11 protein-coding genes are annotated in these 23,304 nt (G+C 58.6%); all 11 read left to right on the top strand.

Translation table 11 applies throughout. The features are described 5' to 3' along the window. Positions 1–9 precede the first annotated feature (9 nt). Genes KDN35_RS15400 through KDN35_RS15350 form a run of 11 tightly spaced genes read left to right on the top strand, consistent with a single transcriptional unit; the run spans position 10 to position 23,291 of the window. The gene (locus tag KDN35_RS15400; protein ID WP_212133163.1) at positions 10–2,607 is read left to right on the top strand and encodes a lantibiotic dehydratase; all 2,598 of its coding nucleotides are present in this window, start codon (positions 10–12) and stop codon (positions 2,605–2,607) included. Then, positions 2,604–5,111: a lantibiotic dehydratase gene (locus KDN35_RS15395; RefSeq protein ID WP_212133162.1), complete on the top strand. Its 2,508-nt coding sequence runs from the start codon at positions 2,604–2,606 to the stop codon at positions 5,109–5,111. The genes KDN35_RS15400 and KDN35_RS15395 overlap by 4 nt, the downstream gene beginning before the upstream one ends. Beyond that, entirely contained in the window at positions 5,105–7,384 is a 2,280-nt protein-coding gene (locus tag KDN35_RS15390; RefSeq protein ID WP_212133161.1) for a tetratricopeptide repeat protein, read from the top strand. Before KDN35_RS15395 ends, KDN35_RS15390 begins: the two co-directional genes overlap by 7 nt. Positions 7,385–7,398: 14 nt before the next feature. Further along, a complete protein-coding gene (locus KDN35_RS15385) occupies positions 7,399–9,909 on the top strand; it encodes a lantibiotic dehydratase (protein ID WP_212133160.1) in 2,511 nt (836 codons plus the stop codon). Next, positions 9,906–12,395: a lantibiotic dehydratase gene (locus KDN35_RS15380; RefSeq protein ID WP_212133159.1), complete on the top strand. Its 2,490-nt coding sequence runs from the start codon at positions 9,906–9,908 to the stop codon at positions 12,393–12,395. The genes KDN35_RS15385 and KDN35_RS15380 overlap by 4 nt, the downstream gene beginning before the upstream one ends. Before the next feature lie 4 nt (positions 12,396–12,399). Next, positions 12,400–14,886, top strand: a complete 2,487-nt coding sequence (locus KDN35_RS15375; protein ID WP_212133158.1) for a lantibiotic dehydratase — start codon at positions 12,400–12,402, stop codon at positions 14,884–14,886. Beyond that, a complete protein-coding gene (locus tag KDN35_RS15370; protein ID WP_212133157.1) occupies positions 14,883–17,330 on the top strand; it encodes a lantibiotic dehydratase in 2,448 nt (815 codons plus the stop codon). The genes KDN35_RS15375 and KDN35_RS15370 overlap by 4 nt, the downstream gene beginning before the upstream one ends. A gap of 16 nt (positions 17,331–17,346) precedes the next feature. Beyond that, positions 17,347–19,311, top strand: coding sequence for a tetratricopeptide repeat protein (locus KDN35_RS15365; protein WP_212133156.1), 1,965 nt, complete (start codon positions 17,347–17,349; stop codon positions 19,309–19,311). 44 nt (positions 19,312–19,355) lie between these two features. After that, positions 19,356–20,489 (top strand): glycine oxidase ThiO, encoded by a 1,134-nt coding sequence (thiO, locus tag KDN35_RS15360; RefSeq protein WP_212133155.1) that lies wholly within the window; start codon positions 19,356–19,358, stop codon positions 20,487–20,489. A 2-nt stretch (positions 20,490–20,491) separates the two neighbouring features. Continuing rightward, positions 20,492–22,498, top strand: coding sequence for a hypothetical protein (locus tag KDN35_RS15355; protein WP_212133154.1), 2,007 nt, complete (start codon positions 20,492–20,494; stop codon positions 22,496–22,498). Next, positions 22,467–23,291, top strand: coding sequence for a tetratricopeptide repeat protein (locus tag KDN35_RS15350; RefSeq protein ID WP_212133153.1), 825 nt, complete (start codon positions 22,467–22,469; stop codon positions 23,289–23,291). Before KDN35_RS15355 ends, KDN35_RS15350 begins: the two co-directional genes overlap by 32 nt. Positions 23,292–23,304 lie beyond the last annotated feature (13 nt).

Here is a 23,304-nt window from a genome sequence, read left to right as displayed (position 1 = left end):
AGTGATTTGATGTTGAAAAACAGCCAAGCGGTGCAGACGCATTCGCTGGATACCGGTTGGGAGCTGCTGCCGGATTTCGTGTTTCGTACGACCGGCTTTCCCTTTGAATGGTTGGAAGAGTTGCGGTGCACACAAACGCTGGCGCAAGCGAAGCGGCTGCTCGCACTGGAGCAGGAGCAGGACCGGCTGCGCGATCGCTTTGTGCACGAGCTGTTTCCCCGCCTGATCGCGTATGAACAAGAGCGGGAAGAGGTCGGGTCGGCGGTGTTTCCGACACTGTACAAATTAAGGAAGCGCGTGATGAAAAACCGGACGCTCTCTTTGGACGATGTGGCCTTTTGGAAGAGCCGCCGGTATGAAAACACAGACTGGGAGCACTTTGTGGATGAGTGGAACGAGCTGGAAAGCAGGCGGGCAGAGGCAATAGCGGCGGGGGAGGAGCTGTTTCAAGCGGAGTTGGCCCGCGTACGCCGCGTCATGATGGCGAAGGTGAACGATCCGCGTTTTCAGGAGGCGGTGTTTCTCAGCAGCCCGTCTTCCTTTCAGCGAGTGATAAAGTACAGCAAGGACTGGGAAGCCAAGCCAGAACCGGACTGGAACAGCACCGCACGAGGTGCCGAGCGAATGATCTTTGCGTACCTGCAGCGCTTTTGTGCCAAGAACGACACGACGTCGTTCTTCGGGCCCGTCAATTACGGAACATGTAACGCCGCAGAGCCGCGAGCGATTCGACGCGCGTTTCGCGAAGGGAACGTCCTGGGAAAGCGGCGCGTGTTTATCGCCCACTGGTATGTCAAGCTGCTCGCGCAAAAGCTGGCCGGGCGCAACGAAATCCTCCCGCATCTGAAGCCGCGCCCCAATCCGCTGGTGCGCCCCCTGGACAGCCACACGTTTCATTTCCACGGACTCAACCGGACGTTCCGCTTGCCGGATGCGCATGCACGTGTGTTTCTGGCGTTGGACGGCGAGAAGACCGTTTCGCGAGTGGCCGCGGAATTGTCCATGGATGAATCCGCGTTGATCGCGCTTTTGCATGAGCTCAAGAACAAACGGTTGATCGATCTGTCGATTCCCCTCTCTCCGGTGCGCGTAGACGCCTTGGCCGAACTGCGGGACCAGCTGGCGGCACTTCCTCCAAAGGCGCGTCAAGCGGGGGAGGAGTTGATCGATAGACTGGAAGGTTTCCGGGTCTTATTGGAACATACCCCGTATCCGGAGCGCGTACAGGTGTGGGAGGATGTGGAAAGGCAGCTCGCTGACCTGGTGGAAGAGGATACGCGGCGAAAGGGCGGAGCCTTGTATGCGGACCGCACCGCGTTGTACGAAGATTGTGCAGGCACGCTCTCCGCGTTGACGATTGGCGGCCCCCTCTATCGGGCGCTGACCGGTTCGTTTTTAACAACATTAAAACTGCTGACAGCCGCTGCCGTCCTGAAATGGATGGATTACCAACAGGCGGGCAGGACATTGTACCGCAAGCTGGCGGCGGACGGGAAGGTGGTCCGCTACATCGACATGATCCCGCTGTTTGAGCAGGGCGAACCGGAGATGAGGTACACCCGTCAATTCCAATCCCGCATCCAAACGCTGCTGCGCCAGCGGCAGGAGGAACATTCGGGGGGCGAACTGCACATCAGCGAGGAAGAGGTCCGCGACCTGTTGGAACCGTTCCAGGAAGAGATCGAACGAGCGCTGGCTCACCTGCAGATGACCCTGCCAAGTCCCGATATCATGGTCGCGGCACCTTCTGCTGATGCGGTCGAGCGAGGGGAGTTCCGGCTGGTGCTCGGTGAACTGCATGATGACTGCTCAACGATTTTCAACGGGTTCATGGCGTACTTTGCGGATGATCCAGAGGCGCTGTGGGCACGGTTTGAACAGCGCATTCAAAGGATGCCGCAGTGGGAGCGCATGGCTACAATCATCACGGAGCGGCGAAACAAGCATGTCACTCCGGAGCTGCCGGGCCATACGATCCTGCTCTCCGCCGTTTCGACCAAAGAGCCTGCCTATGTCATTCCGATCCATCAGGTCGCGGTGCGTGAGATCGACGGGCGGCTCACGCTCTGGGCAAACGGAAAGCCGCTCACCCTCTATCCGGGAGATTTGCACTCGGCCGCGCACGGTTGTTTTTCCCTGCCATGCGTGGTGCCGATCGCAATTACGGTTTCCAGCGAGCAGGAGGAGGCGGATGTGAAACGCTCTCCACGCATTGTCGTCGACGGTGTGGTGATGCAGCGTGAACGGTGGGAGATTCCGGCCGAACACATGCGGGCTGATTCCCTGGAACTGAAAGGGTTCCCCTTGTTTGTGCACATGGCTCGCAAGCAGATGCAGTTCGATCTGCCCGACCGCTTTTTTGTGAAATGGAAGGCGGGCGAGAAACCGATGTATGTCGATCTGTCCATCCCCTGGTCGCTTGAGTGGATGGTGCGGGTGGCGGCCCAGACGGACCGCGTGTCGATCAGCGAGATGTATCCGGGCCCGGAGCATCTGTGGTGGCATGATGATATCGGTGTGCATACGTTTGAACTCCGGACAGGTTATGTGTACGACTACTCTGCCGGTTTGAGGCAGAAGCAGGAAGCGAGGATGGATAGGCGATGAATATGATGACGGCCGAAAATCAGGCGGGGACGCAGCCGTTTTCCCCTGATTTTGAATGGCGTTTTTTCCCGCACTACATCATCCGCAGCACCGGATTTCCATTTGAGTGGCTGGAAGCATTGGCGTTTCCCCGCACCAGCGACATGGCACGGCAGATTGTGCAGGTAGAGCGTTCACTGGATGTCCAGACGGCAGCGCTGCTGGAAATCGCCGAACGAAGCGGCGGGTTGCCGAGAAAAAGCAGGCAGAAGCTGTCGCGGTTCTTGCAGCGCCGGGAGACAGGCGCCGCTGCCAAACTGGCCGAACTGGAACTCACCGGCCCGAATGAGCTGCTCGACTGCGCGGCAGCCTGGGACCGAATTGCCAAAGACTACCAGGAATTGCTGGCGCTGGTGCCGGAGACGTTTGAGCAGGAGTTGGCCGAAAAACGCGAAAAGCTGCGCCAGCTCGTGAAAGATCGCAAGTACCAGGAAGCGGTCTACCTCTCCTCACCGGACATGTACGCAAACAACGTCCCGAAGTATCTCAGCTACACACCGCTGCCGGACCGAAACGCGGCCGTCAAACGCATGGAGCGGCGCTTCTTCCATTACGTGCAGCGCCTGTGCGGAAAAAACGAGACCTCCAGCTTCTTTGGCCCGCTGAACTACGGCAGCATCGACGATTCTGATCCGTCATACCTCGACGCGCGTTTTCAAACGGGCGACATCATCCGGCATCGCGAAGTATTCCTGGCTTTCTGGGCGATCAAGCGCCTGGCGGAAGCCATCAGGCAAGACGATACGCTCCGGCCTCATCTCCCGGTCCACCTGCATCCGATGGTGGAGGCGGTTCCGGAGAAAGGGGTTTTGCACCTGCACAACAGCGGAAAAACCGTAACGGTAGGCCGTACGCTGGCCTCCCTGCTCAGGAAGGCGGACGGCACAAGAAGCCTGCCGGAGCTGCTCGCCCCTCTGGACGAGAAGGAGCGCCTGGCTGTGGAAAAGCCGCTTTCCCACCTGCTGCAAGCCGGGCTGTTGAAGCAGGAACTGCACGTTCCGTCAACGCTGGGGAACCCGCTCCCCTACGTGATCGAACAAGTAGCGGCGCTGCCGCCGTCCGATCAACGGCAGATGTGGCTGGAGCGCTTGCGCGGTTGGGAGGCATGGCTTGCGCGCATGTCGGCCGAGCAGGATTTGCAGGCCCGCATCGAGCTGATCAGCGAAGGCGAAGCGCGATTCACCGAGCAGACCGGAGAATCGGCCCGCCGGGGCAGCGGCAGTCTCTATGCCGACCGCTACATCTTCTACGAGGAAACAAAAGGGCACATCGAGCGATTTGTCATGGGCAGGCAGTTCCATGAAAAGCTGTGCAATGACCTGCGCGGGGCGTTGGAATTGAGCGCGTACTACGGCTACGAACTATGGCTTCATGCGCAAAGGCTCGGCAAAGAGGTGTTTGACTCCATCTCCAACGGTGGCGCTCCCGTTCCGTATTACACCTTTGTGAACGCGCTGCGGGACAGGTATCCAGATTCATTGGAACCGTTCAAACCACAAGTCGTCGGGCAAATCGAAGAACTGGTCCGCAGCAAAGCGGCTGACAGCCCGCGTTGTGTCGAGCTTTCCAGCGCTGCACTGCCGATTCGCGAAGTCACGATGCCTATGTACAGCTTGCCGGACCTGTTTATCGCCAGCGAAAGCATCGATGCGATGGCGAAGGGGGATTTTCAGGTGGTGCTGGGCAAGCTGCACAGCCACCTGCTCGTGCCAAACTGGATGACCATCTTCTACCCGAACCGGGAAGCACTGCGGGAAGACCTGTGCCGTGAGCTGAATAAAACGGCTGAGTTCCGTCAGCTCGTCGCGCCGGAAGTCGTCCGCCGCAACAAAGGCTTTTACGATTTTCCGGGCCGTGCGATGCAGTTTGCAGAGCTGTCCTTGAAAAAGGGCGACGACGTCATCCCGATGTACGATCTGGAGGTCGTATTGAAGGAAGACGGCACACTCGGGCTGCAAAACGTGAAGAGTGGCGAAGAGATCCGCCTGTACATTCAACTGGCTGATCAGGTAACGTATCTGCCCTTCATGCTGTTTGCCCTGCCGGCTTTGACACACATGCCGATTTCGCTCGGCGACCATACCCCGCGCATCGTCATCGACGGAGCAGTCTACCAGCGGGAACGCTGGGAATGCGGGGCACAGGCGGTCGCGGAACTGCTCGACAAAGACGATGCAGCTGCGTTCCTCAACGTATTCCGCTTTAAAGAAAAGCAGGGCATGCCGGACGTGGTCTACATTCGCGGTTTGTCGGAGCGCAAGCCCTATGTGGTGGATTTTCGCAACTTCTTCTGCGTTGAGATGCTGCGCTCGATCGTGCAAAACAATGAGCGGCTCTTGATCGAAGAAATGCTGCCGACGCCGGGTCAGTTGTGGCTGACCAGTGAAGCGGGCCGATATTCCTGCGAATTTCGCATGAACGTGTGGAAGACCAGAACCGAGAACAAAGGAGGCGGACTATGGTAGCCGTTCCTGAAACGTCTGTGAAAGTTGATTGGAACCGCTCGCTGATCGATCAGCTTCAATCCGTGCGAGAAGCGGCAGTGCTCTTGATCGGAGAAGAGCGGCTGGGCGGTGCCATGCTTATGGCACAGGCAGCAGAAGACGTGCACCAGGCAGGTCATCTCGCCGTGTCGATCGACGTAACCGGGCGCATGTCCCACTCTTTTTACGGGCTAAAAGCGATGCTCATGGCGCTGGAACCCGTTCTTCGGCAGGAGGCTGCCGACTTGCTCAAGGCACATGCGGCCGAGTGGACCAGTCTGTTCCCCCATGCCAGGGACGACGAGCTGTTTGCGAACACCGTCAGGATTGAAGAGATCGCCCTTTCGGCTTCCGAACGGCGTCTCTCGCGGGAAAATGAGCAGGTGTTTCGCCTGATTACAGGCTCCGTAAGCCTCGTCCTGCAAGCGATGGAACGCTGCCCTTCATTGGCAGGCAAAACGCTCTGGTTGTTTATTAACCGCCTGGATGAGGCTGACCGGCTCTCCGCTCATGCCTTCCACAATCTGCTGCTGCGCCGCCATCCGCACATCCGCGTCGTCGCCACGATGCGCAGCGTTCCGCGGCCAGCGCCGAAAGCGCAGGAAGGCAATCCGCTCCAGGTATTGTTCGATGTTCGCCGGATTCGCGCGCAGTTCTTGTCTGATCTGGTGGGCGATGTGCAGCCGCGTGTCATGGAGCTGCAGGCGTGGACGGAAGACCAGGTGCGCGCGTTCGTGGAAGCGAAGCGCCCCGATCTTGTGGAACGGGTCCCGCAGATGTACAGGCAAAGCGGCGGCATGCCGATGCTGGTGCAGGCACTGCTAGCCGGCGCCGGAGAAGGGCTGGGCACATTCGAATGGACAGCGGAGGAGCAGGCGTTTTTGCGGCTCTATCGCGCCGTGCATGCCAACGAGCACGTATGGACCGCGGCCGGTATTCAGGCGATGACGCGGGACCGACTGCTTCTGGCGGAGCAGCTCGACTCGCCGGAAGCGCCCGGTGAAGAGGAAGTGCAGGCTGCTCACCGCTTGTTGTACGAAAAACTGATAGCGCGTGGATGCCCGTCATACTGGACGGCGGAGGAGTACTACAGCCACCTGGCCTATCACGCTTTAATGGCAGGCCTGACAGCGGATGGTTTCGCACATGTAGAGCAGGCGGTGTCGATTTCTGAACATTGGGGCAACTACGAAAACGTGCTTGCTCTCGTCAAGCTGGCCCTGCGCACGGAAGAATCATTCTCAGTGGAGCAGCGAGTCTACCTGTGGAAGCGCTGCGGGCTGATGCAGGCATACCTGGGGAACTACGACGAGGTGAACGCCGCATACGAACAGGCACTCCGGGTCGCGGATACCCCTACCATGCGCGCCCAGCTGTACGCCTATTTGACGTTGGTGGCCACGAAGCGACAGTTCAACGTGGAGCGCGCCGAAGTCCTGGCGCATCAAGGGTTGCGAGAGATCGACGGCCTGGAGGATGAGGCGACCATGATCGAGCGCGGCTGGCTGCACAACACGCTTGCGCTCACCCGTTTCATGCAAAAGCGGTACAAGGAAGCGTACGAACTGTGCAGGACGGCGTTTCAGTTTCTCAAGAGCCAAAGCAACTCGGAAGCGCTGCATTTGAAGATCAATCTGGTTTCCAATATGAGCGTGGTCGCTGAACAGATGGGCAATCTGGACATGGCCCTGAAGATTTGGCGCCGCTTTGAACAGTTCCTCCGCGGCAGCGGCAGCCGTCTCTTCGCCAAAATCTACTTCTATCGGGAAGCGGCTCTGCTCCTGTGCATGGGCGACGAGGAAGCGGCGTTGCAACAGCTCATCCGGGCGTACGAGGAGGCAGGCGCCATCTCGGATCATTTTCATATGGACGTGATCTCGCGCAACATCAGTTCCCTGTACCGGGAGCGGGGAATGGTGGACGCGTGCATCGACTGGCTTAGCAAGAGCGAACGACACGCGCTGGAAGTAGGCAGCTGCAACCGTGCAGAAGGAGCCAGAATTGCCGCTGCTGCCATCGCGTACGAAACGGGGCGCGGCGGGGAGCAATCGGTGGAAATCCTGAAGCAATTGGAGGCCACTTGTCGCATAGAACGGCGGCGCGACTTGTGCAGACAGCTTCTTCTCGAATGGGAGCAGGGCGGCCGCGATACAACGCAAGCAGTCATTCGTCAGGAGTTGCAGCGGCCGCGCACCAAACTGGGCATGCCGTTTTATCTGATTCATATACCATACGGCCACGTGATAAAAGAGTAGGGGGGACCCGCTGCATGTCAGAATGGAAATATATCTCAAAAATGGTAGTTCGTCGCACCGGTTTTCCCTTTGAATTGCTCTACCGAATCGCGTTTGATAAATCGGCTGCGCACATTGACAAGCAGCTGGAAACGGAGGAGCAGCTGCAACGGGAAATTGGCGTTCTCCTCAGTGAGCGGTTCACCGAACAGGTGAAAATATCCCAGGCAAAACAGGCCCGGCAAGAGCTGAAGCTCCTATCGAAGTATCGCCGAAAAGTGGCGAAGGGGCAGGTGTCGTTGCAGGACCTGGAACACGTGCGACTGTATTGGCCGAATACGCCGTTTTACGAGCAGTTTGCCAAGGTGGTCGCCCTGGCGGAAGAGGTCAGGAAGCTGCATCGGGAAGGAGAGGCAATTCTGGCCGAGGAGCTTGTGCACAAGCGCCGCGATCTGCAGAAACTGGTCGGAGACCCTTTCTTTGCGGAAGCAGTGTTTATCTCCAACCCGGACGTCTACGAAAACTCGTACCTGAAATACATCGCCCACGACGAATTTGAAAAGCGCACAACCCGGTTAAAAATGCTGGAAAAACGGTTCATCGCCTACCTGCAGCGATTCGCCGCGAAGAACGATACGGCGAGCTTCTTTGGCCCGATGAACTACGCCCGCTTCGACCTGGAGCAAACAGAACCGGTCAAGCTGGACATGGTCAGTGGGAAATTCACCAAGCGCGCTGTCTTCTATTCATTCTGGATGACCAACGTTCTGGCCGATGCAATCTCCAAAGAGCCTTCAATCCGTCCCTATCTGGCTCCGCGCCTGCACCCGCTGTGCACCCTGACCGAAGACGGCGTCGAGTACCTGTTTATCGACGGCCGGCGCAAACTGCCCGCTCATCTCCTGCGGCTGCTGCGCGATGTGGACGGCACGACCACGGTAAGGGAGCTGGCAAACCGCTACGACATGCCGGTTGAGGAGCTGATTCAACAGATTGAGCTGTTGGTCAAACAGCGCATGATCTTGTTCGGCATTGAAATCCCGTCTACCATCTTTGGACCGTTTGACTATCTGCACGAGTTCGTTCGTGCCCTGCCGGATCATGTGGAAGCCAAAGCCAAATGGGCAGCCGAACTGGATCAATTCGAACAGCTCCGGGCCGCATTTGAAGGCGGTACGTTTGAACAGCGCGTGGCAATCAGCAAGCGCATGGAGGAACGGTTCGTGGAACTGACCCGGCATGCAACGCGGAGGCTTGCTGGCAAGACGTACGCGGACCGCACGCTTTATTACGAAGAGTGCAAGGGCACCATCCGGAACCTGTCGTTCAACAAGGCGTTTCTTGACGATTTTCATTCGCGGATTGAACCGATCCTCGAGCTTATCGCTTCCTACGGGGAGATGATGCGCGGGTACTATCAGCGGATCGGCAAACAGGTGTTCCGGGAGATCGCACAAGGACAGAGCGAAATTCCGTATGCCCACTTCATTCGCCGCGTCCAGGAGATGGAAGAGCAGGGAAAGATCAACTACGATGACGAGATCTTTAACGAGTTCCATCGGAAGCTTTACGCCGTGGTGAAAGCCAATCAGGAAGGAAACATCGTCCGCCTGACGCAAGAGGACCTCGCGGAACTGATCGCGCACGATGCCGGCGGTTCCCTGCACACGTCGCCGGACCTGATGTTTGCCGCCCGGGATGTGGAGGCGCTCGCCCGCGGTGATTACCAGATCGTGCTGGGTGAGGTGCACCAGTTTGTGTCCATGTGGGGGTCGCAATTCCTGTTTGATTCAGATCGCGAAGCGGTGGAACAGGAGATCGAGCAGGTGATCCAGGAACTGCCTGCGTATCAGAAGCTGTCCACCATTTTGAACACACGCCGGCACAAAGGGCTGCTCTACGAAGCGTTCCCGGGCACGTTGATTCAATTCCTCGGCAAGCCGTCCGATCGTGCCAAACACGTCGTTCCGCTTCGTGATCTGGTGGTGCGCATCGAGCAAGACGAATTGGTGCTCGCCGACCGACATTCCAACAGAACCTTCACGATCTACAACAGCGGCGACGACAACCTGCACTTGTGGGCGTTTGCTGTACCGCGCGTGGCAAGCATCCCGATTGATTTTGGGCAGCATACGCCGCGCATTGAAATCAACGGCGTTGTCTACCAACGGGAACGTTGGGTGCTGCCGTCGAGGGAGTTTATCGGCACGGACCCTGACACAAGCGACTACGACCTGTTCCTCGCGATGCGCCGTGCGAAGCGCCGCCATCAATTGCCGCGCTGGGTGTTCGTGCGTGTGGAGAATGAGAAAAAGCCGTATTACTTCGATTTCGACAGTTTCTTCCTGATCGAACTGCTCCACGGCCACTTGAAGACCAACGACCAGGTGACCATGACAGAGATGTATCCTGGTCCAGAGCATCTCTGGATGCGCGACGAGGACGGCAGCTATTGCATCGAACTGCGCGGCACCGCATTTCGTCCGCCGCTGCCCGGCTCCAGGGAGTATGAATCGACTCGGGAAGAATTGGGGATGAACATATGAACCAGACGGCACTGGCTGCGTCTGTGTGGACGTGGTTTCCGCATTTCGTCCTGCGCAGTACCGGCTTTCCGTTTGAATGGATCGGACGAATGAGGATGGAGGAGACCCAACAGGTGCTGGAGGCTGTGTTCGCGTGGGAAGAAAAACGCCACCGCCTGGTGGAGCAGTGGGAGCGGGACGTGCTGCCGCTCCTTACCGACAAGGCGATTCGCTGGGAGAAACCTCAGCAGAAAGTGCTGGCCAGCGTGTACAGGAAAGTAAAAAAAGCGTGTGCGTTCAACGAAAATGAACGGGCCGGGATTCAAGCGATCGGCCGCTCCGAGCTGAGCGAATGGGCGCACCAATGGCAAGAAACGTTTCAACAGGAGGAGCAGCTCTACCGTCAGGCGGAACAGGTATTTGCCGGCGAATGGGAGCGGGTACGGGAGGAACTGCACACCTGCATTGCGCATCCCCGCTTCCGGGAGGCGGTGTTTCTCTCCAACCCATCCTTCTATGAACGCGGCTTCGCCTATTTTGACCAACACCGTGCCGACCAGACCCGTGACTCGCGCTGGCGGCAGTTGGAGCGTCAATTTTTCACCTATTTGCAGCGGTTTACAGCAAAAAACGAAACGGCCAGCTTCTTTGGCCCTGTCAACTACGGCCGGATCGCGGAAGGGGAGGGTACCGGGACCAACGGCTTGATCACGGCGCAATGGCCCGACACATTTGCGCTAGAAAAGCGGGTTGCGTTCTACGCCTTTTGGGTCTTGCAGGAACTGGCCGCACTGGTTGCGGCCGATCCGGCGTTGGCCGATGTCGTTCCCCTGATGTTTCGGGGAAGCTCCAAGCAGGTGCAGCTTGAACACTTCTCGGAAGGAATGAGCGTGCGTGAATGGGCGAAAGCGACGGGAGCGGCAGTTGAGCAAACCCGTCAGGAGGTTGATCGCTTGATCGCCAACAGCACGCTGCAGCGCATTTTCCCCATTCCGTCTTCCGTGATACACGGACTGGCCGATCTGATCGAACGGATTGGGAGGCTGCAGGCGGAAACGGAAGCGGAGCGCGGCGCAAAAGAACGCTGGCTGTCGGTGCTGAGACAGCTTCAGCGCCTGCAGCATCAATTCGAACAGGGGGACCTGCAAGAACGCATCGCCATCCTGGAGCAGGTGGAGACCATGGTTTCCGACTTGACCCGCCTGGCACCGCGCCGCGGTGAAGGGGAGTTGTTTCGGGACCGCACGGTGCTTTACGAAGACACTCGCGGCAATCTTACCATCTGCCTCGACCGGCGGATGGTTGACCACCTGCTCACGGATTTGTACGGCCCGCTGAAGATCGCCACCGTCTACACGACACTCCGCAAAGAGCGGTACATGAAGATTGCCATGCAGATCTACCGCAGGATGTTTGGCAATCGGCAAGCGGTGCGCTTTGACCAATTTGTCGTCGCATGCCACAAGCTGCTGCCGGAGCTGGCGGACGGCGCGCGGGAGCATGGGGACGCCGATGATCCGCTGGAGGAATTCCTCCGGATCTTTCACCAGTCATGCGACGCTTATCTGGCGGGGCACTCCCCCACGCTGATCTCACCGGAGTTCGCGGCGTTCTTGCACAAGATGAAAGACGACGACCTGTACCTCACGTCCCCCGACCTGCTCGTGATGTTTGATTCGGGCGCAAAAGGAGGGGCGACTGCACCCACATTCGTGCTGGGCGAACTTCATCACGGTATCACGATGGAAGGGTGGATGCTCTCTTTCCATTCTGACGCGGACCGTGTGCGGGAGGAGATTCGGCAGGAAATTGTACGTCATCTCGCAATCGTACAGGAACGGTCGAAACGGAAGATCCTGCCGGCCAACCTGATTTTCAACCGAAAGATGAAAACGGCGCCGCAAGAGTATCCGGGTGTGATGGTGGAAGTGTCGGGATATGCCTCCACGCGCAGACCGGATGCGACGTTTGGTCTGAAAGATCTGGTCGTACGAGTGGACGGGGACGAACTTGTCCTCACGTTGCGCGGAGATGATCGAGCCATTCGTTTTTATCCGCCGGCCTTCGGGTTCACAGATCAGGCGTATGTTCCCTTTGCCCTGTTTTCCTTCCCGATCGTCCAGATGCCGACCTATCGCCGTGAGGGATTCACGCCAAGGATTGAAACGGGGCACCTGGTCGTGCAGCGGGCGCAGTGGACGCTTTCGACGGAAGACCTGCAGACGGTAATCCGGGCAAAAGAGCCGTTTTCCGCCTACGTCGCCGTGCAAAAGGTCAGACGCCAATATTCGCTGCCCCGCCATGTGTTTCTCCGCGTGCCCTCCGAACAGAAACCGGTCTACCTCGATCTGGAAAATCCGTACGCGGTGGAATTGCTGCAGCATCTCGCGGGCAAAAACGAGACGGTCACATTCAGCGAGATGCTGCCGGCCCCCGACCAGTTGTGGCTGCGCGATCGGCACGGCACCTACTGTTCGGAACTGCGCACACTGCTGATGAGGAGTTGAATCGATGAGCGGAGAGTGGAAACTGGCCAATGATTTTATCCTGCGGAGTACCGGGTTCGCCTTTTCTGACATCGAGCGTCTTCGGTTTTCGAGAACAGTGCAGGCCATTGAGGACTTGTTTGAAAAGGAAGAACAGTTGAATCGCGTGCTCAGTTCCTTCCGGGAACACGGCAGTGACTGGCTGAGGGACCGGGATGTCGCACTGCGCTGGAAGAGGCTGAAAAAATCAATCGGCAAAATGCAGGCGATTACCGCGGAGGAGTTGGAATGGATCAGGCAGCACGGCGGACCTGCGGAGACGGCGGCAGACTGGAACCAAAAGCTGGACGCCCTTCACGCTGCCAAGGCGGCCGCTGTCCGTGTGTTTGAAGCAGAACTGCAGGAAAAGCGGCGCGAATTGCGCGCCCTCGTCTCCAACCCGCGTTTTCAGGAGGCGGTCTTCCTCTCCAGTCCCCATATGTACAGAAAAGGGCTGCTGGCCTACCTGCATGCATCGGGTGAAGAACGGAACGCGGAGACCAAACGTTTGGAGCGGCAGCTTGTCGCCTATCTCCAGCGCATGGTCGGCAAAAATGAAACGACCAGTTTCTTTGGACCGATCAACTACGGCTGCTTTGCAGACGACTGCGCCCCGCACGATCCGGACGTCTCCCTAAAGCGGCCCGATATCCGCTACAACTGGACGCCTGCCCTGCAGCACAGGGAGACATTCATGGCCTATTGGGCTGTCCAAACGCTTGCGGAGACGTTTTCCCGCCTGCCAAGTGTGTTTACCCGGCTGAGACCTGTACGCAGCTTTCTCTATCGCCTGCGAGACGATGGAACGATTCAAAACGCGCTGACACAAAAACGATCCAAGCTCCCTTCTGCTGACTACGAGCTGCTGCATCTGGCCGACGGCACGCGGACGGTGGAGCAAATGATGCGGGAAGTGGAGATGTCAGAAGAACAGCTCAGGGAAAGGCTCTTCGGTTTGGAGCAGCAGAAGCTGATCAACCTGGCATGGGAAGTGCCAATCACCGCCACCCGCACGCTCGAATGGCTGATGCACGAGATGCAGTGCGTGCAGACGGATGATCCGGAAGTGGATACGTGGCGCCAATCGGTGCGGCGGCTGCTGGAGCTGAAAAACAAGTATTCGGACGGGGACGTCGCTGCAAAAGAGCAGATGCTGGGAGAGGCAAACAGAATCTTCCAGGAACTGACCGGGCAGGCAACTGAACGCAGTGGCGGTCGCATGTACGCGGACCGTACGCTGTTTTACGAAGAGTGCCGGGGGCAGCTCGCCCATCTGCGGATGAGCGTCGAAACCCGCCGCCAGTGGGAACAGCGGTTGCGCCCCGTGTTGCAGATTGCGGCCAAGCACGCTGTGGAACTGAAACAGCTTCATCGGACGTTCGCGCTAAAGGTATTTCGGGAACTGTACGGCGAGACCGACCGTATGATTCCGTTTATCCGCTTCCTGACCGATGCGATGCGGCATGAAAAATGGGAGCAGTGGACGCGGGAGTTCGCCGCGTTGCAAAGCTCGTTTGCCGAGAAGTTCGGTGAACGGGTCCGCCAGCTTGCCGAACAAAGCGGTGAGCGCGTCGTGGTGCTTGACCCCGACGAGATCGCTGCGCTGGTGGGGGAGGAGGCCCCCGACGTCGAGGACCCGTTGTTCTGCTCCCCGGACTTGATGGTGATACCAGGGGGGGAAGCCGTCGCCGACCAGCTTATTCTCGGGGAAATTCACGATACCGTGCTGCTGTGGGGCTGGGCGTTGTCCTTTCACCCGGAGGAGGAGCAGGTCCGTGAGCGGATGTGGCAGGAACTGGCCGCGATCGTCAGACGGCCGATAGCAAACATGCTCGGCTCCAAGCGTTTGAAGATCATCCCGTTTGAGTTTCCGGGGTACACCATTCAGATGAGAGCGCGGTCTGTCAGCGACCGCCACGACAAAAAGGGAATTGCGGAACTGTACGTCAGTCCGGATGGAGAATTGCAGCTCAAACTGGCGGAGGAACAGGAAGCGATCCGCCTGTACAACGGCGAACTGCACTCCATGGCGCACGAGTGGTTTGCGATCCCGAGAGTCGTTCCCTTTCGGGTGGACCTGGGCGACTGGACGCCGCGCATCGTGTTGGGTGACGTGGTGTACCAGCGCGAACGATGGAAGGTGACCCGCGACGACCGCTGGCGGAAAACCTATGCCGGCACCTCGTTCGAGCTGTTTTACGACATGTTGAAACTGCGCAGGGAATTGAAGATGCCGGAGTATGTGTACGTCAGAGTAAGCACGGAGCCGAAACCGTTCCTGATCGATTTTCACAACTACTTCCTCCTGGAGATGTGGGAGTCCTTTATGCGGGAGGATCAGGTGGCGATCGTCACCGAAATGCTGCCGGGTCCTGAACATCTCTGGCTGCGGGATACGGAGGGGAACCGCTACTGCGCCGAATTTCGGACGTCCGTCTTCTATCATGCCGATGCGGTGGGGGATCAGGAATGAGCAAGTGGCGGATTATGCCGTACGTAATCGTTCGGCGGGCCGGGTTTCCAATCAACTGGCTGGAAAGTCTGCGCTTTACCGAAACGCTTGCGTGCGTAAAAAACGTGCTGGAGATCGAAAAACGGCTGGATGAACAAAGGCTTGCGATCGTGCGTTTGATTGAACACCTGGTAGTGTGCGAAAAAAACGGTCAGGACCGGCGGCACCTCCTCTCGACGATGTCCAAGATCCGCAAAGGGCTCGCAAAGCGGAAAACCTTGCAATGCCCCGCCATCCCGGTGGAAGAAGAGGGGTACGATCAGCTCGGACGCGAGGTAGCAGCCTGGAATGATCTGCTGCAGCAGGCAGCCGAGCAGCAGCGGGCCGGCCGGGAGTGCGCGGAGTCGGAAATGAAAGAAAAGCGCGCCCGATTGCGTCAGTTGCTGCATTCGCCCCGCTTGCGGGAAGCGTTGTGGTCGATGAATCCGCGTTTTGACGAGGCTGTGACGCGCTACCTGGAAAATCCGCGCGGGGAACGCACCTCGGACGACAAGCGATTTGAACGCAGATTGATCACGTATCTGCAGCGGTTGTGCGCGAAAAACGAAACGAACAGCTTTTTTGGTCCGATCGATTACGCCAAGCCCAATCCCGAACAGCAGGCGCCTGTCGTGTACGAATGGGCTGTGCCGTTTGTCAGGGAGCGGCGCGTGTTTTGCAGTTATTGGGCGGCGGAAACGCTTCTCGAGAAGATTTGCTCAGAACCGGGAGCCACCCCCTTTTTACGGCCGCGGCGTCACACGCTGTACAGCCGCGTGAACGATCACGTGCTCCGTTCAGGCTTGAGCGGACGAGAGACCACCCTGTCCGCACTCGCCGCTGCCGTCTACGACCTGGCGGACGGCACGCTCTCGTTTCGCGAGATGGCCGAACGGCTCCGGCAGCCGCTTGACGCGGTTTTGGCGGAGGGGAAACTTCTCGCACAGCAACTAGCGATTATTCTGCACCCGCTCCTGCCCGGGGATGAAGCAGACCCGATCGCCTGGATACTGACGTGGCTAAAGGAACAACCGCAGTCGTTTCCGCAGCGGGATGGCTGGATTGCCAACCTGCTCCGCCTGCAAGAGGAGATCAGGACGCTGGAAGAGACCGGGTGGCCGGAACGAAAGGAGCGGCTGCGCGAGTTGGAGCGGATGTTCGCCCGGTTGACAGCGCGGGATGCGACCCGCGAAGCGGGGGAGATGTACGCGGACCGCAGCATCGTGTTTGAAGATGCGCACGGCCCGCTAGCCATCGAGATCGGCGGAACGCTTTGGGCGCAGCTCGAAGAAAGTCTGCAGCCGATACTGGAGGCAGCGCGTGCCGATGCGATCCAGACATCCCGGCAAGAGCGGCAGGCCGCCGCCCGCCTGTTGGATGAATGGTCCAACGGCCGAGGAACGATGCCTTACCTGCGCTTTCTCCACCATCGCTCCCGGATCGCTGGCGAACAACATCTGCCCGAACCGGCGCTCTCCAGCTTCCAGCGGGCGGCAGCGCAGCGGTTTGAGGAAGGCGATCCTTCCACGCCGATCTGCCTGCAGGCGGCCGATCTGGACGCGGAAGGGACGGGGCAGACGGTGGGAGAGGCGGAAGACGACCTGGATTCGTACTTTCTCTCCGTCGATTTGATGTTCATTCCTACAGACGGTGATGACGTACAGATCGTGGTGGGTGAAGCACATCCGCAATTTTTGACGGCGGTGTTCCCGTCCGCCTGCTTCCACCCGGAACGGGAGCGAATGATGGAAGAGATCGACACGTGGGCCAAACGACAGCGCGCGTATCCGCATATGGCCCAGATCGCCTACCACCGCAAGACAAAAATTTTCCCCTATCGGCTGCCCGGCAAGGTGATTGAATTGCTGCCGCGCCTGCCGGAGATCGACGACCAAGTAATCCCGGCCGGTGAATTGCACGTGTCCAATCGGGAGGGGCAGGTGTACCTGCACGATCAGACGGGCAAGGAGTGGCGCTTGTATCCGCCGCTGCACGCGGAGCCGCTGGACCCGGTCGCCCTGTTTTCGCATCCTCGCCTGGGAATTGGAACAGTGAAGACAGGGAATCGCACACCGCGCATCGTCATGGGGCGTGTACTGCTGCAGCGGGCACGTTGGGAATTGGATGCTGACGCCTGGCGGGTGGAACAAGGAAGCGATCACCCCTTCGATTTGATGCTGCACGTGTATCGCCTCAAGGAGCAGGAAGGCATGCCGGATTGGGTGTTCGTGCGTGTGGAAGGGGAGCGAAAACCATTCTGCATCGATTTCGCGAACGTTTTCCTTTTGGAAATGCTGCAGGGACTGTTGAAGCAATCGCGGACAGCTGTCTTCAGCGAGATGCTGCCCGCACCGAACGACCTGTGGCTGGACGACGGCGGAGAGCGCTATTGCTGCGAATTTCGCACAATGTGCCTCCGCGCATAATGAAAGGGTGAGCCGGATGAAGGTGAAAAGCCAAACGTCGAGATTGAAAGCGCAGCGGGAAATGGATGCACCAACCTTGTGGAAAACGCTCAAGCGGCGTTTGCAGGAGCGAGGCCATGACAGCATGTTCTGGCTGCTGGATGTGGACCATGGCATCGCGGCGGTGAGGGAAAACCTGGCAGACATGGATGTAAAGATTTTCGTCGTGGATGGAACGGAGTCCGATACGCTGGGGTTCAGTTCCCTGATGCCGCTGATTCGGGAAGCCCTTGGCGTGCTGATGGATGACAAGCGGGAAGAGGCATGGCTGAAAAGCGTCGCATCTGAAGTGCTGTACCTGATGCCGGAATTGCGAAGCGACGAGAAGTTTCGCTCCGCACCTGCCCTGGATGCCATCGCTGTGGCTCCGTCGCGCCGCCGACTGCACAAGGAGTCGGAGCAGATGTTCCGCGTCACCCAGATGGTCGTAACGCTTCTGGTGAAATATGCGAGACGTCAGGAGCGGAGCATTTTGTTTCACTTTGAGCATCTGGAGCGGATGGATGAACACACGTTGACGTGCATAGCCCGTCTGGCACAATGCCTCTTCTCCCTCCCGGCTGCCATCACCGCTACAGTGCACGAGGAGGGCGTGCCGGATGTGCTGGCGGCTTCCGGCGCAGGAACAGGACACGTAGCGTTTTTCCCCGTGGCGAAGATCCGCATCGACCTCTTGAACCGGATCGCCGAAAAGACAGGAGCAATCCTCTGCTCGCTAAAGGGCAAAGCGTACCAGGCCCCGGCAAGAGAGAGACAACCGGCGGGCGAGGCGGCTGCGGCGGCAAATGCGGAGCGTGAGAAAACCCGTGCCTTCCGCGAGGCGCTGCAGCGCGGCGATGTGCAGGCGATCGAAACAGCGGTTCTGGAATTGTTGGAAGTTTCCGTATTTACAAAAAATCACGACCACTCCCTGCGGGCGATCGCGCAGGTGTGGCCGATGCTTCCCAGGTTTTCAACAAAAAACCGGGTGGAAGTCATTCATCTGCTCGGCATCCTCTACGCCTATATGGGAGACTTCCCGACAGCGATTGACGTGTTCACATACGGGGGGCAGTTCGTATCGGACCCTGTACAGGCGGCGGAAAACAAATTTTTCCTGGCGTTGTTGTACACGAAACGGCTGAACGACTCCGTCACGGGATGCGACTACATCGCACAGGCTCTGGAGTGCCTCGCCGGCGTGCAGGGAGAACTGGCGGACATTGAGCGGACCTGGTTGAACAACCTGTGCGCCTTGACGTACGTGAACGAGAAAAACAGAAGCGCTGCCTACGAGTGCTGCCTCAAAGCGCTTGACTACATCAAACACGGACACCGCTCGAGCGACGCGATCCACATTAAAATCAACCTGATCTCCAACATCACCGTTCTGCACGAATACGGAAAAGAACTGGATAAGGCGATCGCCAAATGGATGTTCTTTGAAAAGTTTCTCAAAGCGTCCGGACCGGTGTTTGCCAAGCACTACTATTACCGCAAAGGCGGTCTGCAGTACAAGAACCGGCAGGTAGCGGAAGCGATCACATCGCTTACGGCCAGCTATCGGCTTGCCTGCGATCTGCATTCGCTCTTTTACCAGGACGTGATCGCGCGAGGACTGGCCGGCGTGTATTTCTGGGAAGGACAGTACGAAGAAGCCGCCCATTGGTATCAACTGGCGATCGACGCCAAGAAGAAACTGCTGCAGGAAGACAATCTCCCCAAAGTGGCGCTTGGCCGTGCGCTGAGCCTGCGAAAACAGGGACGAACCCTCGAGGCCGAACAAGTGCTCCGCGAAGCGCTGGACCTGCAGCCGACAGGGGACGCGGCGGAAAAAGCGAAAAAGGCGCTGTCCCGCTGGAACGACCTCTCCGCTGAGGAGCTGGAGGAGCTGATTTCGTACGCGATTGACAAACCGGACACCAAACTGAATCGACCGTTTGATCTCACCAATCTCTATTGATTTGCTCCTCCAATGAAAAGAAGACGAAAAGGGGGTGGTATCCCTTGGAACGCACATCTGACGTTATCGTAGTCGGTGCGGGGATTGTCGGCTCGGTACTTGCCTATCTGCTGGCACATAGCGGACGCAGCGTCCGGATGCTCGATCGCGGGCTGCCTGGCGGGGAGGCATCCGGCGCCAGGGCGGGGCTGCTGACCACTGTTGCAGAAGGCAGCGGGAAGGGACCGTATCTCGATCTGTCCGTACAAGGCCTTGCGGAGATGCGAACAATTATTCAACAACTGGAAGACGAAACGGGGATAGACTGCTGGCTGGAATGCCACCCGCTGTACCGGATCGCGACAAATGAGCAGGAACGGGACATGATGTTTGCCCTCTATCAGGAACGTCGCCAACTGGGAGTGCAGGAAGAATGGCTGGAACCAGAGCAGGTGCGGCGGGAACAGCCCCTGTTGTCCCCGCGCGTTACCGGAGCCATGCGCAGTCCACAGGAGTATCACGTCACGCCGGGGTTGTTATTGAAAGCCGTGCTGCAGGCTGCTCGCCAGCGCGGAGTGCTTGTGCAGGAAAACACGGCGGTCACCGCATTCTTGACGGAAGGGCAGCGCGTGATCGGGGTGGCTGCCGGAATGGAGCACTATTACGCGGAGCATGTGATTCTGGCGAACGGAGCGTGGTCACCGGAACTGCTAAAGCTGGTCGGCATTGATTTGCCGGTGACCCCTTTGCGGGGACAGATGCTGGTCGTTTCGCTTGCGGGATTCGCTCTGCCTTGTCTGATAAACACTGCACGCGGCTATCTGGTCCCGAAAAAGGACGGTCGCATCGTCGTCGGGGCGACGCAGGAACACGCCGGCTTTGCCAAGGAAATCACCGTTGCGGGCATCACGCACCTGCTGAAAGTGCTCTCCGCAGCTCCCGCCTTGGTGCAAGCCAGGATTCACGATACATTTGTCGGATTGCGCCCAATGTCCAGCGACGGAATGCCGCTGATCGGCCCCCTGCCCGGGTGGGAGGGACTGCATGTCGCGACGGGTCACGCCCAGCACGGTATCCTGCTCAGCGGAATTACCGGCAGGATGATGACCGCCTACCTGAACGGTGAAGACCCGGGCGAACTCTGGCGGCATTTCCAGGTCCAGCGAGTCTTGACATGTAAAGCGGAAACGGAGGTATGACCATGTTCTCCTTGCAGGTGATCGTTCCCCCTCAGGCCGATCCGTCGAGCGTCCCGTACCGCGCCTCCACGCTTGCCAGGCGCTTGCGGGCGCTGCATCACACTGTTCGGCTTGATGACGACAATCAGCATGCCTACGACTTTTTCCTTGATCCGAAAAGATTGACGGCCTGCCGGCTGGAAGCGGAGCGCACGCTGAACCAGATGGAGGAAGGCAGCAGGCTGTCAACACTTCGGGAAGAGTACCTGTATTACCGAACTGGCCGCGCGCTGCTGTACGGCGCCAATCTGCCCAAGCAGGTGGAACACGCCTGGTCTGTCCTGCAAAACCGGGGTTCCTCTGTCGCGCAGCGCGAGGAGGCAAAACGCATCGTGCAGCACGCCTTGGAAGTAGCGGGACTGTCCGCCTTTCCGTCGCTGATTTCGCTTCATGACCTGAATCTGCCGTATTCCAGCGAATCGTCCGAGCAGTGCCGTCGAGCGGCCGTTGACGATGCGGTTAATCCGTACGTCCCCTTTTGGCGAGAGCGGGTCGGGCAGATCAAATCGGATCGTCCGGATGCGGTCATTCTCTGGATCGAAGTGGATCAGCAGGTGATCCCGTCGCTGACGCTGGCCCGCATGTTAAAGGAAGCAGCAGTCTCTGCCGAGATTGTGTTGGCCGGTCCTTTCGCCCAGTTCATCAGTCGAGCGCTCGGGGGAAGCAATCCGTGGAAGGAGTGGATCGACACCCTCGCATGCGGTCCGGGTCTGTTCTCCGGGATCACAGTGCAGGAGCAGCCATTGCTGGCAGAGGGTACTGACAGCCCGGACCTGTGGACGGTGGAAGGACTGCCGTTGGACCGTTATCTCGGCCAACCTCCCGTGGCGGTGCTCCCGCTTGTGGAGGACGACCCTTTCTTCGATGGAAAGGGGGATAAAGAAACAATTGCCGGCTTGTATCAGCGGATGCGCGCATTGTCGCAAAGCAAACCAACGCTTCGCTTTTACCTCTCCACACCGCTTATCCCGGAATGGCTGTGCGAACTGGCGCGCTTGATGGAAGCGGACGGCTTCCGGCCTGCCTGGGGCAGTCTGGTCTCCTATGGCACCTGGCTGTCTGCGGAACAAGCGGCTCAACTGGCCGCGGCCGGCTGCGAGTTTTTGCACTTCGAGCTGAAAGGATTCCTCGGTTATCCCGATCAGCATACGGCCAAACAGCAGATGACCGATTCCTGGAGAAACGCTCGCGCAGCAGGTTGCAGCGTGCTTTTGTCGGTGGTGTTCGGCCATCCGCTGTCAGATCCGCGGGATTTTGAGGCGTTTGTCTCTTTCCTCAACGAGCACCAATTCGCGTACGATCGGCTGGTTCGCTTTCAACTGTTCCGGCTTACCCCGGGAAGTCGTTTTTGGAACGATCCGGCCGCTTACGGCATCGTCGAGATCGGGGAGGCAGAGCGGGAGCGTGATCTGAAACGCCACTTCCCGTTTGTGTCCAGGCATGGAGTGAACAGTGCGGACCTGTACCCGCTTGCAGCGGATTATATCGCCGGGTTGAAAAGACGTGCGGGTGACCTCCCGACGACCGCCCTGAAACTGGATGATTGGGCATTTCGGGGGGAAGGACGCAGTGCAGTTTCGCAGCAGGCGAACCAATTGCCGGACGAAGGCGGGGAAGCGGTCCTGCAGCTCTCCCCGGACGTGGAGGCCCGCCGCTTTTCTTATCCGTTTGGCACGCTTGAGCAGCGTTGGCGGACATTTCTGATCGGGCAAACTCCCTGGCCGGAAGCAGAGCCGCTTCAACAATCACTTACGTATGTCGTCTATCGAAACGACCGGGGGAAGATGTCGGTGGTAAACAGCGCGGTGTTCAACGTGATCGAGTTGTGCAGACAGCCGGTCAAAGAGGCCGAGCTTCTGGCGAAATTCCCCGCCCGACAGGCGGAGTCACTACGCAGTCTGCTTCGCAAATGGAAAAAAGAAGGGATGGTGCGGGTCTATGCCGAATCCGCAGCCGCTCTCTCCGATTGAGAGCAGCAAATCGTCCGGTTTGCTGGTGCAGGATGGTTCCCGCTTTCGGATCAAGTTTTACCTGCTCTGGGCCTGGTGGCATCTCTGCCTGCTCGTTGTCCCGCGCAGTTCCTCGGCCCGTTTCCATCTCGGCAACGCGTATGCTGCGCAAGGCATGGAGGAGCAGGCGATCAAAAACTGGAAGCGGTGTGTAGAACAGGAACCCGGACATGCAAAGGCATGGCACAATCTCGCTGCGCTGTACATGCAAAAAGAGCGGTGGAGTGAAGCGATGCAGGCATTTGCGCAACTGCGGCGGCTGCATCCCGCGCAGGCGGAACACGCTTTTCACTATGGGCGATGCCTGGAAGAAGCGGGTCAGGTGTCAGAAGCGCTGCAGGCGTACGAGCAAGCACTGGAACAGGCTCCGGAGCAGATCGAGTGGCGCTATGCGGTGGCCAAAAGCCTGCTTCGCCACAAGCGTCTGAAGGAAGCGGCCGAACACCTGCGGCACATCGTCGCGGTGCGCGAAGATCACGTCGGCGCGTATGAACATCTGGGAAAAATCTATCTGGCTCTGAAAAAGTATGAAGCTGCTGAGCGCATGTTCCAGAAGGCGCTCGCCCATGCCGAACATCCCGACCCGCTGTATTACGTGCTGGGGATGGTGGCGGAGCGGCGCGGACAGGTGGAGGAAGCCCGCGCGTATTATGAGCGCATCACGGCACTCAACCTCGTCACTGAAGCAAAAAAACGCCTCGAAGCGATCCGGCAAGAGCAGGCCAAGGCACAGACAGAGCAGATGCAGGGATGACTTCTGTTCGCCG

The sequence above is a fragment of the Brevibacillus sp. NL20B1 genome (assembly GCF_018195675.1).
In the GTDB taxonomy this organism is placed as follows: domain Bacteria; phylum Bacillota; class Bacilli; order Brevibacillales; family Brevibacillaceae; genus Brevibacillus; species Brevibacillus aydinogluensis.
This window is presented reverse-complemented; position numbering and strand designations above follow the sequence as displayed.

Coding starts and splice junctions, on each gene's coding strand:
- KDN35_RS15400 (WP_212133163.1), top strand. CDS start 10: ATGTTGAAAAACAGCCAAGCGGTGCAGACGCATTCGCTGGATACCGGT.
- KDN35_RS15395 (WP_212133162.1), top strand. CDS start 2,604: ATGAATATGATGACGGCCGAAAATCAGGCGGGGACGCAGCCGTTTTCC.
- KDN35_RS15390 (WP_212133161.1), top strand. CDS start 5,105: ATGGTAGCCGTTCCTGAAACGTCTGTGAAAGTTGATTGGAACCGCTCG.
- KDN35_RS15385 (WP_212133160.1), top strand. CDS start 7,399: ATGTCAGAATGGAAATATATCTCAAAAATGGTAGTTCGTCGCACCGGT.
- KDN35_RS15380 (WP_212133159.1), top strand. CDS start 9,906: ATGAACCAGACGGCACTGGCTGCGTCTGTGTGGACGTGGTTTCCGCAT.
- KDN35_RS15375 (WP_212133158.1), top strand. CDS start 12,400: ATGAGCGGAGAGTGGAAACTGGCCAATGATTTTATCCTGCGGAGTACC.
- KDN35_RS15370 (WP_212133157.1), top strand. CDS start 14,883: ATGAGCAAGTGGCGGATTATGCCGTACGTAATCGTTCGGCGGGCCGGG.
- KDN35_RS15365 (WP_212133156.1), top strand. CDS start 17,347: ATGAAGGTGAAAAGCCAAACGTCGAGATTGAAAGCGCAGCGGGAAATG.
- KDN35_RS15355 (WP_212133154.1), top strand. CDS start 20,492: ATGTTCTCCTTGCAGGTGATCGTTCCCCCTCAGGCCGATCCGTCGAGC.
- KDN35_RS15350 (WP_212133153.1), top strand. CDS start 22,467: ATGCCGAATCCGCAGCCGCTCTCTCCGATTGAGAGCAGCAAATCGTCC.